At 58.2% G+C, this 16,352-nt stretch carries 12 protein-coding genes; 4 read left to right on the top strand and 8 right to left on the bottom strand.

Going from position 1 to position 16,352, the window contains the following annotated elements; all coding sequences use genetic code 11:
- Positions 1-19: 19 nt before the first annotated feature.
- The 6 genes from ABQ278_RS17375 to otsB form a co-directional block, all read right to left on the bottom strand.
- Positions 20-1,381 (bottom strand): M24 family metallopeptidase, encoded by a 1,362-nt coding sequence (locus ABQ278_RS17375; RefSeq protein ID WP_349322294.1) that lies wholly within the window; start codon positions 1,379-1,381, stop codon positions 20-22.
- A gap of 403 nt (positions 1,382-1,784) precedes the next feature.
- A complete protein-coding gene (locus ABQ278_RS17370) occupies positions 1,785-2,504 on the bottom strand; it encodes a FadR/GntR family transcriptional regulator (protein WP_349322293.1) in 720 nt (239 codons plus the stop codon).
- A gap of 200 nt (positions 2,505-2,704) precedes the next feature.
- Positions 2,705-5,557, bottom strand: coding sequence for a TonB-dependent receptor (locus ABQ278_RS17365; protein WP_349322292.1), 2,853 nt, complete (start codon positions 5,555-5,557; stop codon positions 2,705-2,707).
- 913 nt (positions 5,558-6,470) lie between these two features.
- The gene (locus ABQ278_RS17360) at positions 6,471-6,881 is read right to left on the bottom strand and encodes a c-type cytochrome (RefSeq protein ID WP_349322291.1); all 411 of its coding nucleotides are present in this window, start codon (positions 6,879-6,881) and stop codon (positions 6,471-6,473) included.
- 89 nt (positions 6,882-6,970) lie between these two features.
- Positions 6,971-8,344, bottom strand: coding sequence for a trehalose-6-phosphate synthase (locus ABQ278_RS17355; protein ID WP_349322290.1), 1,374 nt, complete (start codon positions 8,342-8,344; stop codon positions 6,971-6,973).
- Positions 8,319-9,131, bottom strand: a complete 813-nt coding sequence (otsB, locus tag ABQ278_RS17350; protein WP_349322289.1) for a trehalose-phosphatase — start codon at positions 9,129-9,131, stop codon at positions 8,319-8,321. The genes ABQ278_RS17355 and otsB overlap by 26 nt, the downstream gene beginning before the upstream one ends.
- A 382-nt stretch (positions 9,132-9,513) precedes the next feature.
- Between otsB and ABQ278_RS17345 the strand changes: the two genes are divergently transcribed.
- Positions 9,514-11,313 carry a glycoside hydrolase family 15 protein gene (locus tag ABQ278_RS17345; RefSeq protein ID WP_349322288.1) on the top strand — a complete coding sequence of 600 codons (1,800 nt, stop codon included), beginning with the start codon at positions 9,514-9,516 and terminating at the stop codon, positions 11,311-11,313.
- A 103-nt stretch (positions 11,314-11,416) separates the two neighbouring features.
- Here the strand turns inward: ABQ278_RS17345 and ABQ278_RS17340 are convergent, their stop codons facing one another.
- A complete protein-coding gene (locus ABQ278_RS17340) occupies positions 11,417-11,542 on the bottom strand; it encodes a hypothetical protein (protein ID WP_349322287.1) in 126 nt (41 codons plus the stop codon).
- Between the two features lie 747 nt (positions 11,543-12,289).
- Between ABQ278_RS17340 and ABQ278_RS17335 the strand changes: the two genes are divergently transcribed.
- A complete protein-coding gene (locus ABQ278_RS17335) occupies positions 12,290-13,507 on the top strand; it encodes a type II toxin-antitoxin system HipA family toxin (RefSeq protein ID WP_349322286.1) in 1,218 nt (405 codons plus the stop codon).
- A 140-nt stretch (positions 13,508-13,647) separates the two neighbouring features.
- Here ABQ278_RS17335 and ABQ278_RS17330 read toward each other — a convergent pair whose 3' ends face one another.
- Complete coding sequence (locus ABQ278_RS17330) at positions 13,648-14,541, bottom strand: LysR family transcriptional regulator (RefSeq protein ID WP_349322285.1); 894 nt, start codon at positions 14,539-14,541, stop codon at positions 13,648-13,650.
- 115 nt (positions 14,542-14,656) lie between these two features.
- Between ABQ278_RS17330 and ABQ278_RS17325 the strand changes: the two genes are divergently transcribed.
- The gene (locus tag ABQ278_RS17325; protein WP_349322284.1) at positions 14,657-15,523 is read left to right on the top strand and encodes a pirin family protein; all 867 of its coding nucleotides are present in this window, start codon (positions 14,657-14,659) and stop codon (positions 15,521-15,523) included.
- 150 nt (positions 15,524-15,673) lie between these two features.
- Positions 15,674-16,273 (top strand): NAD(P)H:quinone oxidoreductase, encoded by a 600-nt coding sequence (gene wrbA, locus ABQ278_RS17320; RefSeq protein WP_349322283.1) that lies wholly within the window; start codon positions 15,674-15,676, stop codon positions 16,271-16,273.
- Positions 16,274-16,352 lie beyond the last annotated feature (79 nt).

Genomic DNA, 16,352 nt, shown 5'->3' with positions numbered 1-16,352 from the left:
CCCACCGGTCGCCCTCCCCTTAACCCTTCACCAGCAAATGTCCGGATTTCAACCAGAATGGCGCCAGACAGCCGGGTGTCTGACCCAGGGGCAGAATGGACGGACCTAAGTTTACGCCTAAGGCTTCAGACATAAAGCTACGTCGGGCGTCGATACGGCTCATGACGTCGGGATGGCGCGTGGCGATCTCGGATCTTAACGCAGCGTCCGCCAGAACAACCGGGTCTTCACAGTTCAAAGCCCAACCCAACGGCATCGGCGTCGGGATGATGTCCACCTGGAAGACCATGCCAGACCTGAGCCGGTAATCCCCGGTCGGACGGATCGGGGTATTAACCCACTCCTCGTGACCACACAGATGCCCCGGATTGAGCATGGAGGCCAAGCCCCCTTGCGCCAGGGTTTCGCTGACGCGCGAAAAAACCTCTGTCCCGGCAATGCCGATATCAACAGTCTCATACCACGTAAGCAAGCCCTTGAAATAGGCCGATGCCGTCTTCAGGAAATCATCGTCCCCGTCGCTGATCAAGCCGGCCCTGGCGGACAAGCCGCCCCAGTAGCCGACCGCCGTCGTCACGCCGTCGCCTCGCGACAATCGCCGCGCCGTCGGACTGCGCAAGCCGACCACCGGCCCTGAGGCGTCGCTCGAGGCCAGCATAACGTGCGCGCTGAGCGGCTCACCTGCGTAAGCCATCCGCGCCGCAGCCTCAAGTTCGCTGTCGCCCTCCCTCACCTGGGTCACAATCCGCCAGACAGCCGCCGTGGCCCGGGACGCGGCCCACTCGAAGGCGGCGATCTGGTCGGCGTCCACGATCGCCCGCAATCCCTGTTCCGGATGCATGAGGCTTTCGGTCCGATCCACAACCGCCAACGGATCGCCCGCGGACCGACGCAACGCATCGACATAGACAGACGGGAAGAAAAAGCCCGCGTCTTCACCTGCCTCAAGCGCAGGCGGCTTCCAGCCCACAAGGCCAATACGTTGACCGGCACGGATGCCGATATCTTTTAACACCGCCAACAGGCTGGGCGCACGGCTTCGGTCCTGGCCCGGAAGGCTCATCGCCTGGCAAAGCCTCACCTCAAAGCTCGAGAGGCGTGTCATGGCTTGCGCGAACGAGACACATTCATTGCCAGTGATGATCACGCGGGCGTCTTCCGGCCCCAGCATCAAGATCGCTTCTTCGAACCGCGGCTCGAAATCACAAAGATAGGCGATGTTGGAAAAGTGTTCGCGATCCGCATAGACAGCTACCCAGTCGCAGCCAGCGCGGGCATAGGTCTCTCGACAACGCAGATCGTAGGTGTGAACCGGGACCGAGGGCTTTTGAAGAGGTAGCCCGAAATCAGGTACGGATACGGGCGCAAGTTCGACGGTCATGTTTTATGCCTTACAAAGACGGATCGTCATGGAATTTAGACCTGCGGCACCAAGCTTATGTGGCGCGTCTGAAACCCGAATGATCAAGTTGAAAAATTGGCCAGGTTAGGCGTGGACAGAGCGACTCAAAGTCCACCCCGCATCCGCCATTTACTAATACTTATATTACATATAATGAGCGACGTGTCGACGCCTTGTCAATCGCAAATATGTCTAAAGATTGCAAAGATGGTCCGGATCCAGACTGATGAGATGCGCGCTGGGCAGGCGCGCCAAAGCGGCTCTGGGCATCGCTTGCCCTGAACTCATCCACATGTGAAAGCAACCCCTAAGCTGGCGCTTATGGGACATCAAGGGTACGGATCATGTGCCCGTGCGTTTTAGGGACAGACGCGTGGAGCGCCTAGCGCTGAGGCGTCTGGTCGGCCTGGACCTTGACCATCAGGTCAAGCGCGCCTTGAATCAGATCGCGCATCCGGGTTTCAGCTTCGGCACTGTCACCGGCCAGGATAGCATCGGCGACACGTTTGTGATCGACGACACTCGCTAACCGCACACCTTTAAAATCATTCGTTTTTCGAATGCTGAACCGCAAAGCAGTTTCGATCATCTCGCGCATCTGGCGATAGAATCGATTGCCGCTCGCCTCGAGTACGGCGACATGGAAATCAATGTCGGAGGTGAGTGCGTCGTCTTCACCGCGTTCGGCCGCAAACATACGTCCAATCGCGCTGTTGATCGCCGCCCGCTGCTCACCCGTGGCGACCCTGGCCGCGAGACAGGCAGCGCCTGGCTCGACGCTGAGCCGAATTTGCGTGAACTCTATAAGCAGACCCAGCGAGAAATTACGTTCGAGAAGCCAGCGCAACACCTCGGGGTCAAGAAGATTCCAGTGATCTTCGGGCTCGACGCGCGTCCCCTGACGCGGTCGCGCCGACAGCAGGCCTTTCGACGTCAGCATCTTGACCGCTTCACGCGTCACCGTGCGCGCGGCATTGTAGCGCTGCGAAAGTTCAACCTCTTTTGGGAAGACCTGGTCTCGGTACTTTCCTGTAACAATCTCTATACCAAGGTCTTGAACGATAGACTGTGTAAGGTTCGTTGGGGTCAGTCTTGCTCGCATATGTCGTGCCTATTAATCCTGCAATCTCCAGCATACAGCCAGATCGTGACTCGTAACAGACCTGGCTCCTGATAGAAATGCCAATCTCAGAAATTTCACCAAATCAAGCCCGGCCAATGGCTTTGTGTCAAAAAAAAGCGCGGTGCTTTTTAGGGCACCGCGAAGGACAGTCGTCATTGGGAGGATTTAGACGCCTGGCATCAGAAGGTCATACGGAACCCTACATTATAGAAGGCGCCGTCGAGATTATCGCTCAGGAGTTCGGCCTCATAATATCCCTTTTGGACCAGATGCTCCTTGGTCAGGTTTGTGCCCTCGATGAACACATCCACGCGCGGGGTGATCTGATAGGAGGCACGCATATCAATCTGATCGTAGGCTTGCGTAAAGACCGGCCCGCCCGAACCATCGCCGCTCAGGCTGGATAAGAACCGATCACGCTTGTTGTAGGCCACACGAACCGAAAGCGGGCCCTTTTCATAGAATCCGATCAGGTTGTACGAGTTGCCCAGCCCCGGCAGCGCGAAGGTACGACCCGCAACCTCTGTCGAATTTGACACCTTGGCGTTGCTGTCGACCAGGGTCGCGTTCGCAGTAACACCGAAGCCACTCCACCAGCCGGGCAGGAAGTCAAAGGAGTACGTGCCCGCCAGCTCGATCCCTTCGGCACGCGTCTTTGCCAAGTTGCGGGGACGCCGGGTCAGGAAGGTGGCCGTCGTGGCCGTAAAGGCCGGGTCAGCCAGGTGGGTCCTGCCGTCTATGACGCTGGTTGTATCAAGACGTTGCGCGTTGGTGATGGTGAAGGCTTCAGAGGCAACTCCGTAATCGATGAAGTCGCTCACATCCTTGCTGAAGATGGCCGCGGCCAGGTTAAGGTTTTTCTTCGGATACCACTCGAGCGACAGATCAAGGTTCTTCGACAGGTAAGGCTTCAAGGCCGGGTTGCCGCCGCTGGCGAGCATATTGCCCTGACGCGCATCGTCAATGGAGGTGTTCGGACGCATGTCGCTCGGGCTCGGCCGGGTAAGGGTTTCCGAGGCACCAAAGCGCGCCAGCAGGTGTCGGGTTATGTTCAGTTTGACATTGAGGCTGGGCAGAAGCTTGCTGTAGTTAGCCTCAACTGTACGCTCAACGGGCGTTGCGCTGGCATAGACCGGCGTCTGGTTACCTTCGGATATCCACTTGACATCGACCAGCTGACGATCCGATCCAGACGCACGAACCTTCGTGCTGATATAGCGCGCCCCCAGATTGAGGGACCAGGGCATGTCCGCTACCTCGCCCGCGAAGTTGGTCTCGATATAGGCCGATGAGGTCTTCTCCTCCACCCAGTACGAACTGGGCTGGCGCTTAAGCGTGTAACCGCCATTCGCCTCAAGTTGAGCCGCCACAGATCCGGGTGCCCGACCGTAATAGGTGTCCAGTTGCGCCAGCGCTTCAGGCGAAGCCAGATAATCGAGCAACTCCAAACCATCGAAGGAGAAGAACTTCAAAGGTGCATTGGCGCCCAGGCCACCGCCCAGGAAGTCATTGCCCAGGTCAAGAGGCGTGAGAAAACGCTCCGGCAGGACAACCGGGTAACCACAGTAGGTGCAATAGGCGTCACCGATACCGAACAACTCGTTCTCCTTGCGCGTGTCATTGAACGCGACACCCAACATGACAGAACTGAAGACACCGCGGTCCACGATGTAGGTCGCATCAAGGCGTCCTTCCTGAACAGATGTCGAAGTGTTGCTACCGCCTCGCGTCGCATAGTGTGCCCGTGCATTGCTTGGATCGGAGATACTGGCACCCAGGACCTCAAGTTGCGGCAAACTGCCGTCCGACGGTTGCTTCCAGGTAACATTGGTCGGAATGCCGACCACAATATAATAGGATCCCGAGCCGCCAACATTGCTGGCATCGGACGTCGACAGGTCACCGACAATCGTCAACTGATCAGTGGGGTGCCAATCCATATTAATGCCGAAGGCCGTTGTATCGGACTTGCGAGGATAGGCCTGCATTACCATGTCCCACTGCCCGTTTTCAGTCTGCTCAATGACGTCGCGATTGGCATCGATGGCGGCGGTGCGCACCTGATTTTCCAGGAAGTAGAACGCACCGGTCGCGACGGTGCGCTTGATATTGTAGCGGCTAAACAGCGCATCAGCCGTGAAGGTGAGTTCGTCACTGGGGCGATACTGATAGGTCGCAGTGAGCCCGGTCCGCTCCTGGCGCTGCTCACTCAGATTGAGATTGTAATTGCGGGGAAAGCGAACGTTCGTGAAAAGAGGCACATTGGGGCTGATATTGGAACCGTATCCGTTCGTTTGACCGGCTTGCGTGCCGATCGAAGCGTTCGGGACATAGCCGCTGACATTGAACGAATCCTCGCGCGCATCGCGCAACTGATAAGACGCCGAGACCATCAAGCCCATCTTGCCATCATAGAACGTCGTGCTGTACAGCGCAAATGCGCTCGGCGTGGTCTTGCCGCTCAGGCTCTCATTATGCGCCTTCAGACTCACCACCCCCTTTGTAGCACCGATATCAAGCGGACGGGGCGTTTTAAGATTGATGGTAGAACCAATACCGCCCTCCGGGATCGACGCCCGCGAGGTCTTGTAGACATCGGCACCGCTGATCAACTCCGCAGCAATATTGTCAAAACCGAAGCCGCGGCCGCCGCTGTCATTGGCAATCGTCCGACCGTTAAGCAGAACGTTGTTAAATTGCGGACCGAAACCTCTGACGGTGACACTCGACCCTTCGCCCAGGCTTCGGTCGATCGATACACCCGGAATGCGTTGCAAGGATTCTGCCACATTGCCATCAGGAAACTTACCCAGGTCTTCTGATGTAATGGAATCGAGCCCCACTACAGACTGACGCTTGATACGGGCGGCAGCCGACAGACTTCCGCGAATACCCGTAACGATAACCTCTACCGCCTCTTCATCGCCGGCTGGCGCCGGCGCTTGCGCGTGGGCCATAACCGGCAGGATAAACGACGACAACGCACCGGCAACCGCAAGAACGCTCGTCCCTCTTAGAAACTTATTCCGCATATCTCTCCCTCTCTTTGATATACCACTGCTGGCTTCAAGTTGACAAAAAGCGGCGCCTAACCTTGATTGCCCGCCCTCAACATATGTAATATATATATCATCTTTTCGTGTCAAGTTCGTCACGATTGGAATTTGAGCTTTTTGACATTTTCAAGCGCTTCACGGTTGATTGCCACGCGAAAGCCGCAACCAATCCTTACCGCATGGCAGGTCGGAGACAGGTCCGATGATCTCGATACCTGCGTGCTTGTTTAGAGAATGATTAAAGCGCGACCGATTGCCCCCAGTCGATAAAGGGCCGACCATTCGCATGGTGATCGTCGGCTATTGTTTTGCGATCATGCCCAAGGGGCCCTTGTGAAAAGGCTCATCTCGACCACACCTATGCTGGTGCCATCACCCGGATGCAGACGCAAAGCCCCCGGATCGATCGAAGTTTCGAAGGACCGCTAAGATTGTTGCCTAAATGCGCGACCGGCCCCGCCACATGTTTGATACCACAGTTCAGAGCCGACTGAACCAAGGCGGGCAGCCTTACTTAATAGAATTCCCAATAACCTGATATAAACGCAGACAATCTGCCTTTATGACCTTTGGACGCGTAATGCCTTACAGAAGACATGAGAGTTCTGAGGGACTGCGGCAGCGGGCCTTCCTAGTAATTGCGCTCACTTAACCAGGCACTCGAATCATGCTTCGCGCGCCCCTGATGCCGATTTGATTATCCCATTAGGCGCCCGTTACAGAAGCGGATATAAAAGAACCGACGCACTCAGATCATTTCATAGTCACTGACTGTCGTACATAGGGTCGCGGATGAGATACTAGGAACTCACTAAGTTCCGGACAAATAACCGATGGAGCACTCACGCCTGCCTCTAAGTCCATGCCCCTTCTTTCAATTATAGCGAACCTACTGGCTCGACTTCACGCGCAAATAATCGACCAGAGCCGCGCGGGCCTTCGGGTCGGTCACGCCGCGAAACGCCATGCGTGTGCCTGGCACAGCCTTGGTCGGAGCGGTCAGGAAGGTGTCGAGCGTCTTGTCATCCCAGGTGACGCCATAGGCCTTCATCGCGGCGCTGTATTTGAAGGTCGCCGAGTGGCCGCCGGCCTTGCTGCCGTAAAATCCGTAGAGATTGGGCCCGACGCCGTCACGCTTGCCGGCCTCGATGCTGTGGCAGGCCTTGCACTGTGCAAAGGCGCGCTCCCCCAGAGCCAGGGTGGCCGGATCAACCGGCGCCGGCTTAGCGGGCTTGGCCATCACCGCCGCGGGCATGCTGCCCAGACAGACGGTCAATATGAGAGCGTGAATGAGTTTCATAGGATCTCCAGCCTGTAAGCGCCAACATCCGACAAGTTTATGGCATTTTTGTTAGGGTTGCCACATATTGTAATCCATTACAACTGGATTTAGGCCGCCTTGAGACACGCGACGAACTGATCGCGCCAACGCGCCACATCATGCGTACGGACATTGTCATAGAGCGCTTCCCAGCGCGCCTTGCGTTCTTTCAACGGCATGGCCAGCCCCTTCTTGATCGCTTCGGACATATCTTCTCGGCTGAGCGGGTTAACGATCAACGCCTCCTTCATGTGCTCGGCGGCGCCAGCGAACTGCGACAAGACCAGCACGCCCGGATTGGCCGGGTCTTGCGCTGCCACAAATTCCTTGGCGACGAGGTTCATACCATCACGTAAGGGCGTCACCAGTCCGATATGGGCGGCGCGGTAAATGCCGGCCAGTTCGTCACGCCGGTAAGGCCGGTTGACATAGCGCAGCGGCACCCAGTCGACCGTCGCATAGGCCCCGTTGATCTGGCCGGATATGGTGTCCAGCCTTGCCCGCAAATCCTGATAGGCATCGACGTCATCGCGCGAGCGCGTGGCGATCTGAAGCATGAAGAGATGCTCGTGAAGATCGGGATTATCGGCCAGCAGGGTCTCGTAGGCGGCAAAGCGCTCCTCCAGCCCCTTGGAATAGTCGAGCCGATCGACGCCCAGCACCATCTTGCGGCCCGCCTGGCTCTTGACCATCAGCTTGCGATAGGCCTCTGCCGCGTCGCTCTTCAGCGTTTCCTCGAAATCCTCGGCGTCAATACCAATGGGGAAGGCCTTGGCGCGTACCTTCTTGTCATAGGCCTCGACCAGACCGCCGTCTGAGACCACCGCCTGCACATCATGGACGGCGTAATCGACGAAGTTTTCGCAGTCGTCCTCGGTCTGGAAACCAATCTGATCATAGCTGAACAGGGCCTCGACCAGTTCACCGTGGCGCGGCAGGGTGCTTAAGATGCTGCGCGCCGGCCACGGAATATGCAGGAAGAAGCCGATGCGGTTGGTGACGCCGCGCTTGCGCAGTTCGCGCGCCAGCGGGATCAGGTGATAGTCCTGCACCCAGATGAGGTCGTCCGGTCCGATCAAAGGCAGCAGGGTTTCGGCGAAGCGCGTATTGACGCGGGTATACCCCTCATCGAAGCTGCGCTCATAGGCGACCAGATCGGTGCGGTAGTGAAAGAGCGGCCACAACGTGCGATTGGCATAGCCGTTGTAATATTCGCTCTGGTCCTGCTCCTCCAGATCGAGCAGGGCCACGGTGACGCCGCCGACCTTCTGCATCGACATCTGGCCGGTATAGGTCTCGACCGTCTGGCCGCTCCAGCCGAACCACAGACCCTTGTCTTCGCGCAAGGCCGCCGCCAGCGCCATGGCGAGGCCGCCGGCGGTGCCGACGCCGGAATCGGCTGGCGGATTTACACGATTAGATACGACGATAAGACGGCCCAACAGGCACCTCCAGTTTGAACACTTCAGTTTGCAGCGCCCGCGCCAGCCAGGCATGGACTGCGTCCACGCTGTCCAGACGGAAGCGCGCAAAGGTTTGACGCGGCGGCCCGACCAGAATGCCGACGCCGCCAAAGGCGTTGACCGCGCGAAAGGCGTCCTCATCGGTCAGGTCATCGCCGATAAAGAGCGGCATCGTGCCGAAAAAGGGCGGTTCGACCATGAAGGCCCGCACCGCGCGGCCCTTGTCCATGCCGGGTGACAGGAACTCCGCCACCATGACGCCACGTTGCAGCTTGAGGCCGGTTCGATCCGCCAGATCATCAGCGAAGGCGCCGACCTGCACCTCGATATCGGCGGCGTTGCGGTAGTGCAGCGCCACGCTGAGCGGCTTGGTCTCGACCACGACGCCCGGGTATTTTTCGGCAAAAGCCGCGATGTCTCGCACAGCCTGCGCCAGTTTGGGATGGGGCCGCGCCGTCAGCATATCGAGGCGAGCGTCACGGCGTTGCAGGCCATGACTGCCAGCCATGGCGACAATAGTGCCTTCGAGAATACGGTCGAGATCAGCGATCGAACGGCCGCTGACAATCGCCATCCGGCCGCTCAGGCGCAGTTGCATGTCGCGCAGCAGGCTGTTGCGCGCGGCATCTGGCCCGACCCCTTCAGGCACAGGCGCGAAAGGCGCAAGCGTGCCATCAAGGTCAAGGAACAGCGACACGTGCGCCATCGTCAGCGTCATTTGGCCGCCTGTACCTTGCGCGGCATGCTCAACCTGCGACATCATCATGATACCGCCCGCCCACAGTGCAGGGGGCGCGACACATCTGCCATAGCCGGAATCTCCTTTTGGTCTGCTACGTGTTCTACAGTCCAAAAGCCTGATGAACTCACCCTACATAAGCAATATAGCATCAAATACCGATATAGATTTGAGTATCGTCTTAGATGTGAAAGAAAATCTCAAAAAATAAAATATTCATAAAGGCGAAAATATGCCGTTGAGGCAAGGTTAGACATATGATCATGTCGTGTCTACCCTCATACCTATGTTTTTAGCCGATCTCTCGTTTCTGTGATCAGACACGTTATCTGCCGTGAAGCTTCGCCCATAATTTAGCCATGGTCATGGGTTGCTTGACCTCACGCCCTTCCGGCCTGAAAGTTTTCCTATGACCCCATCACCGCCCCACACGCTCGATCTGTCGCCGATCGGCAATTGCGCCGCCACAGCCCTGATTGATCGGCAAGGGCGTTTTGTCTGGGCCTGCTGTCCGCGCGTAGATGGCGAGCCGGTGTTTTCCGCCCTGCTCGATCCAACGGCGGGAGACGGCGCCGGTTACTGGTCGGTCGAAATCGAGGATCAGGCCGAGATCGAACAGGCCTATATCCGCAATACCGCGGTGCTGCGCACGGTGATGCGCGACACCCACGGCAACGCGCTTGAGGTGATCGATTTCGCGCCGCGCCTGCACCATCTTAACCGCACCTACCGGCCGTGGGCATTTTACCGCCTGGTGCGACCGCTCAAAGGCGCGCCGCGTATCCGCATCCGCCTGACGCCGACGGGTAACTGGGGGCGGGATCTGGCGCGTGAGACCGCCGGCTCCAGCCATATCCGCTATGAATGCGGGCCGGTCGATATGCGCCTGACCACCAACGCCCCCCTGACCTATGTCCGCAACGCCCATATCTTCCGGCTCGAGAAGCCCCTGGCCTTCCATCTCGGTCCGGACGAGCCCTACCCCAACGACGTGCTGGCTGATTCCGAGCATATGCTGCACGCCACGACCGCCTACTGGCAGGGCTGGGTGCGCACCCTCTCCCTGCCGCTGGAGTGGCAAACCGCCGTCATCCGCGCGGCTATCACGCTCAAGCTGTGCGCCTATGAAGAGACCGGCGCCATCGTCGCGGCCATGACCACCTCCATTCCCGAAGCGCCGGGATCGCAGCGCAACTGGGATTACCGCTACTGCTGGATACGCGATGCCTATTATGTGGTGCGTGCACTGAACCGGCTGGGCGCCGCCGACATGCTGGAATCCTACCTGGTTTATCTGCGTAATCTTGTGGACATGTCCGCCGGTGGACATGTGCAACCCCTTTACAGCGTTGGGCTTGAGGCCGATCTGGTCGAGCGGATCGCCCCTGACATGCAGGGCTATCATGGCATGGGGCCGGTGCGTGTCGGCAACCAGGCCTTTGAGCATCACCAGCACGACGTCTATGGCCAGATGATCCTGCCGTTGACCCAGGCCTTCTTCGACGAACGCTTTTTGCGGCTGGGCACCGAAAGCGATTTTGCCGCCATGGAGCGCGTGGGCGAGCGCGCCTTCACCGTCTATGATCAGCCCGACGCCGGTCTGTGGGAATTCCGCACACGGGCGCGCGTCCATACCTATTCGGCACTTCTGTGCTGGGCGGCCTGTGACCGGCTGGGCAATGCGGCGGCCTCGCTTGGCCTCACCGAACGCAGCGAACACTGGACCCACCGCGCGAAGATCATCCGCAAGGCCATCGAGGAAAAGGCGTGGAACGAGACGCTTGGCATCTTCACCGGTTCGTTTGGTGGCGATGAGGTCGACGCCAGCCTGCTGCAACTGTTCGAACTGGGCTTCCTGCCGGCCGATGATCCGCGCTGCGTCGCCACCTTCGCCGAGGTTGAGCGCCAGTTGCGCAAGGGCGATAATCTCTATCGCTACGTCGAGCCCGATGATTTCGGCGAACCGGAGACGGCGTTCAACTTCTGCACCTTCTGGTACATCGAAGCGCTCTATATGCAGGGGCGTGTCGAGGAGGCGCGCGACCTCTTCGAGGCCATGCTGGCGCGGCGCACTCATTCGGGCCTGCTGTCCGAAGACGTCAAGGTCGATACCGGCGAACTATGGGGCAATTTCCCGCAGACCTATTCGCTGGTCGGCCTGATCACCTGCGCCACCCTGCTCAGCCGCCCCTGGACGGCGATCCGTTAGGCTTGACCGGCTGGATAGACGCCTGCCGCGCGATCAAGTTGTATACTCAGGCCACGCAGGAACTGGGACTCTACACGATGACCAGCGCAACCATTCTGCCCGGTCAGACGATAGCGCGCGGCGATCTGGTGCGCTTTGGCGCCGCCGATACAGCTTCCTGCGGACCAATCGGGACAACGAAACCCTGATCGTAGGCGGTGACCTGCTCGACGCCCCGACCATGCGTCATGCCCCCTTCGTCATGAACACAATCAATGAGATGGAATGCACCATCCGTGAGCACTACGCCCTCCGCATGGGACAAATTATCTAAGGCGCTCAGGCGTCGCGCAGGCATATGGTATGTTTAAGATTGGCGAGTAGCCGTAGCCACTTCTCAAATCGTGAAAATCTAGTGGGACATGGTTATATTCGCCTAGACTGCCCTTTCGCGAATCCGTCAGTTCGACTGAACCGGCATATTCGCGAAGGCAATTTCGGCTGAGCGCCATAGAGGCACTATGGACGATAAGGGCAACCCTCGGCCAAAATGCGCTAATAAATTAACATTTAATAACACAATCGCGACTTAAGCGCCATTTAGTTGGCAATTATCAAATGGAGCATAAACCACGGGTGTTTTGAAATCATTATTTTTATTATAATAGCACTTAACGCCAAAACGATATATAATTGCCAACATGCAATCATTTAAATTAATCTCAGTGCACGAAATTTTACAGGGTGTTGCGCAACGCCTAAAACGGCGCCGCATAGATGCCAACCTAACCCAAAGAGAATTGGCATCCCGTTCCGGCGTTCCATATGCGTCTCTTCGCCTAATAGAGGACCAAGGCAAGGGAGCGTTCGAATCTGTAGTCAAAATCGCCTTCGCCCTAGACGCGGAAGACGAATTTCAAAACCTCTTCCCTGCCCGACCGCCTAAGAGCCTTGATGATGTAATTGCTCGTCCCATTCGCCAGCGCGTGCGCAAACCATGAAGTACAAACCCGTCAGCCGACTGAAGGTAACGCTCGACATCGAAGGCGCGTCACGTTGCTTAGGTGAAATGGCCTGGAGCCATCAGGAGCGGTGCGCCTTTTTCGAATTCGACGGCGGCTATCTAAACGACCCCTATACGGTTTCGCCATTCTACCTGCCTGCCAAGTCAGGCGCACAACCCGCCAAGCGCGAACCGTTCGAAGGTCTGCACGGCATATTTAACGACAGCCTGCCAGACGGTTGGGGGCGCCTTCTCCTTGACCGGCGCCTCCAAAAGCACGGCATAGACCATCATGCTTTAACACCCATAGACCGCCTTGCCGCAGTTGGCGCTACGGGCATGGGCGCATTAAGCTACCAGCCGGAATTGCCTTCGCCCAAAGGGCTTGACCCATCTACGGATATGGACTGGTTCGCCGAAGAAATTTCGAGAATTCAAGAAGAATTGAGCATCACTGAGATTGAAACCCTGCAAGGAGCTCAAGGCGGCTCGGCCGGCGCTCGGCCGAAGATCATGGTTGGGTTATCAAAGGACCGAAAACACATCGTGATTGACTATGGCCAACCCTTGCCGGCGGGCTACGAGCCATGGTTAGTCAAGTTCAGAAGCTCAAACGACCCCCAAGAGATAGGGGCGGAGGAAGAAGCCTATGCACGTATAGCCCGTGCCGCGGGCGTCGACATGGCTGAAACCCGCCTTATTGAAACGGCAAAGGGTAAGCGACTTTTCGCAACACGCCGTTTTGACCGGAACGAAAATGGTCGCCTCCATATGCACACTGTCTCGGGACTGGTCCATGCCGATCATCGTACCCCATCCCTCGATTATAAGGACGTCCTAAAGGTGGTTCACATGATGACACGCGACCATCAAGAGGTCCTGCGCATGTACCGCCGGATGGTCTTCAATGTGCTTGCACACAACAGAGACGATCACGCTAAAAATCATGCACTCCTTATGAATTGGGAGGGAATTTGGAAATTATCGCCTGCTTATGACCTGACGCTTTCCAGCGGTCCCGGCGGCGAGCATTGCACGACTATTGCCAATGAAGGACGAAATCCTGGTCAAAAGCATATGCTGGAAATCGCTAGGATTACGTCAATTACCGAGCGCGAGGCCTCAGCAGAAATAGATCGAAGTCTCGGAGGCCATTGCAAATTGGCGGTCAATTGCTATCGATCTGGATCTGCCGAGCGCACGAATAGCTGAACTGCAACAGTATCTTGACAAGGGGCAATTTCCCGAGACCTAAGTCATGAACGAAAGTGGCTTTTGGGAATTCCGCACACGGGCGCGCGTCCACACCTATTCCGCGCCACCCTGCTCAGCCGCCCGTGGACCGCGATCCGTTAGGCTTGCCCGGCGAAGCGTTCGATCAGCCATTGCGCCGCCGGCCCCGGCGGGGTGTCGGTGCGATAAATGGCGTGCATATCATAGGTATTGACGTGCCAGTCGGGCAGGTCGAGCGGCACCAGCCGGCCGGCTTCGATATCGCCGCGCACCATAGCCTCCGGCATCGAGCCCCAGCCGACACCCGCCAGCAGCAGGGCATGCTTTGACCCAAGATCGGCCAGCCGCCAGGTCTTGACGCCGATGACGCCAAAGTCCTGACCCGCCGTCACATTGGAACGATCGGTCAGGACAAGCTGGATATGATTGCGCGCATCTCCAGGTGATTTTTTGCCGTGCCGCGCCAGGGGGTGAAAGGGCGCCGCCACCGGCACCAGACGCACCGCGCCGATATGGCGGCGATCCAGCCCTTCGAGCGAGGTGTTGAGCGGACCGCTGATACCGATAACCGCCGTTTTCTCCAGCACCAGTTGGGTGATGGCGCCCAGTGCCTCGACATGGAGACGCAAAGGGATGGTCGGGAAGGAGACCTGAAACGCCTGCAAGGCATCGACCAGGCGCGCTGTCGGCAGCATGACATCGACCGCGATGGAGACCTCCGCCTCCAGACCTTCGAGCAAACCCTTCACGCGGGCACGCATCATATCAACGCCGTGCGTCACCGTGCGCGCCTCGGCCAGCACCGCCTTGCCGGCCTCGGTCAGTTCGGGCTTGCGCGTGCCGACGCGATCGAACACAGGCAGACCGAGCTGGAGTTCGAGATGATCGATGGCGTAACTTATCGCCGAGGTGGCGCGGTTCAGCCGACGGGCGGCGGCAGCGAAACTGCCCGTTTCCACGACACAGAGCAGCACCTGCAATTGATCGAGTGTTGGCGTGCCGGGATTTGACATATCTAAATTTCTGAAATGTTCATTCTAAATTATACTGATTTTCAGGTCAGCGCAATTGTTTTAAATATCACTCATCGACACACCACGCAGACACCTTTTCAAGGAGATTGCCCCGATGGATACCCTGACCCAAACCAGAGAGCGCTCTATCACCAGCACGCATACCGCTTTCCGAACCCTGGAAGGCGACGGCTTTGAAGTACGCCGTGCTATTCCTGCCAAGGCTTATGAGGCGGTCGGTCCCTTCATCTTCCTCGATCATTTCGGTCCCATCGCGTTCCTGCCTGGTGAAGCCAAGGGCGCCTCGGCCCATCCGCACGCCGGCATTGAAACCCTGACCCTGCTGCTGGAAGGCCGCAGCATCCATAAGGACAGTCTGGGCAATACCAGCGTGATGCAGCCCGGAGAAGTCCAGTGGATGCGCGCCGGCCGCGGCATCGTCCATGACGAAGGCCCCGACGCCGAGATCCGTCGCACAGGTGGCCGCAACCATGGCATTCAGCTCTGGCTCAACATGCCCAAGGGTAAAAAGCACGACGATCCGGCCTATCGGCATTTCGTCGCCAGCGACATTCCACTGATCAAAGGCGACAAGGCGCACGCTCGTATCGTCGCTGGTCACGTCGGTGATGTCACCGGCCCGCTGACTAGCCATGGCAACCCCGTGGTCATCCATGTGTCTTTGAAAGCCGGCGGATCGATGACTTTAGATACCCACGCTGCTCAGGAACTGGCGCTCTACACCATGACCGGTGCAGCCATGCTGCCCGGCCAGACGGTCGAGCCTGGCGACCTGGTGCGCTTCGGCGCGGGCGATACAGTCTCCCTGCAGGCCGATCAGGACAGTGAAATCCTGATCGTCGGCGGCGATCCGCTCGATGCGCCCATTGTCCGTCATGGCCCCTTTGTCATGAACACCATCGATGAGATGGAACGCACCGTCCGCGACTACTACGCCGGCCGCATGGGACAGATTATCTGATGCACTCATAGGCCACGCAGGCTCCTCGCATGAGCTCGGGCGGGCACTCGGCCTTGCCAGAACCATAGAGTGGTTCTGGAGCCTTTTCCCTCTCGCTTTTTAACATCGACACCTTTTAAACCCCTCCCCTCAACCTCAAGGAATATCATCATGGCTAAGGTTCTTGTTCTCTACTATTCATCCTACGGTCACATCGAAACCATGGCCAAGGCGGTGGCCGAAGGCGCCCGCGCCGCCGGCGCCCTGGTCGACATCAAGCGCGTGCCCGAAACCGCGCCAGAAGCGGTGGCCAAGGCCGCGCACTTCAAGCTCGATCAGGAAGCGCCGATCGCCACCATCGCCGATCTGGAAAACTATGACGCCATCATCATCGGCGTCGGCACGCGTTTTGGTCGCCTCGCTTCGCAAATGGCCGCCTTCCTCGACCAGGCCGGTGGCCTGTGGGCGCGCGGTGCGCTCCATGGCAAGGTCGGCGGCGCCTTCACCTCGACCGCCACGCAACACGGCGGTCAGGAAACCACCCTGTTCTCGATCATCACCTCTTTGCTGCACTTCGGTATGGTCGTGGTCGGCATGGACTATGGCCACGCCGGTCAGATGACGCTGGATGAAGTGACCGGCGGCAGCCCCTATGGCGCCTCCACCATCACCGGCGGCGACGGTTCGCGTCAGCCGACCGAGAATGAGCTGACCGGCGCGCGTTATCAGGGCCAGAAGATCGCCGAAACGGCCATCAAGCTGCACGGTTAATTGTGACGGGGCGCCCCTCTCAAGGGGGAAGACCCGTCATCAGAGGCCCGGCCTGTTTTGATCTCGACAGCCATCATGG

The organism is Asticcacaulis sp. MM231, assembly GCF_964186625.1.
Lineage (GTDB): Bacteria > Pseudomonadota > Alphaproteobacteria > Caulobacterales > Caulobacteraceae > Asticcacaulis.
The sequence above is the reverse complement of the archived record's forward strand: the minus strand, read 5'-3'. Positions and strand labels throughout refer to the sequence as shown.

Coding starts and splice junctions, on each gene's coding strand:
- ABQ278_RS17345 (WP_349322288.1), top strand. CDS start 9,514: ATGACCCCATCACCGCCCCACACGCTCGATCTGTCGCCGATCGGCAAT.
- wrbA (WP_349322283.1), top strand. CDS start 15,674: ATGGCTAAGGTTCTTGTTCTCTACTATTCATCCTACGGTCACATCGAA.
- ABQ278_RS17370 (WP_349322293.1), bottom strand. CDS start 2,504: ATGCGAGCAAGACTGACCCCAACGAACCTTACACAGTCTATCGTTCAA.
- otsB (WP_349322289.1), bottom strand. CDS start 9,131: ATGATGATGTCGCAGGTTGAGCATGCCGCGCAAGGTACAGGCGGCCAA.
- ABQ278_RS17375 (WP_349322294.1), bottom strand. CDS start 1,381: ATGACCGTCGAACTTGCGCCCGTATCCGTACCTGATTTCGGGCTACCT.
- ABQ278_RS17340 (WP_349322287.1), bottom strand. CDS start 11,542: ATGACGCATGGTCGGGGCGTCGAGCAGGTCACCGCCTACGATCAGGGT.
- ABQ278_RS17325 (WP_349322284.1), top strand. CDS start 14,657: ATGGATACCCTGACCCAAACCAGAGAGCGCTCTATCACCAGCACGCAT.
- ABQ278_RS17360 (WP_349322291.1), bottom strand. CDS start 6,881: ATGAAACTCATTCACGCTCTCATATTGACCGTCTGTCTGGGCAGCATG.
- ABQ278_RS17335 (WP_349322286.1), top strand. CDS start 12,290: ATGAAGTACAAACCCGTCAGCCGACTGAAGGTAACGCTCGACATCGAA.
- ABQ278_RS17365 (WP_349322292.1), bottom strand. CDS start 5,557: ATGCGGAATAAGTTTCTAAGAGGGACGAGCGTTCTTGCGGTTGCCGGT.
- ABQ278_RS17330 (WP_349322285.1), bottom strand. CDS start 14,541: ATGTCAAATCCCGGCACGCCAACACTCGATCAATTGCAGGTGCTGCTC.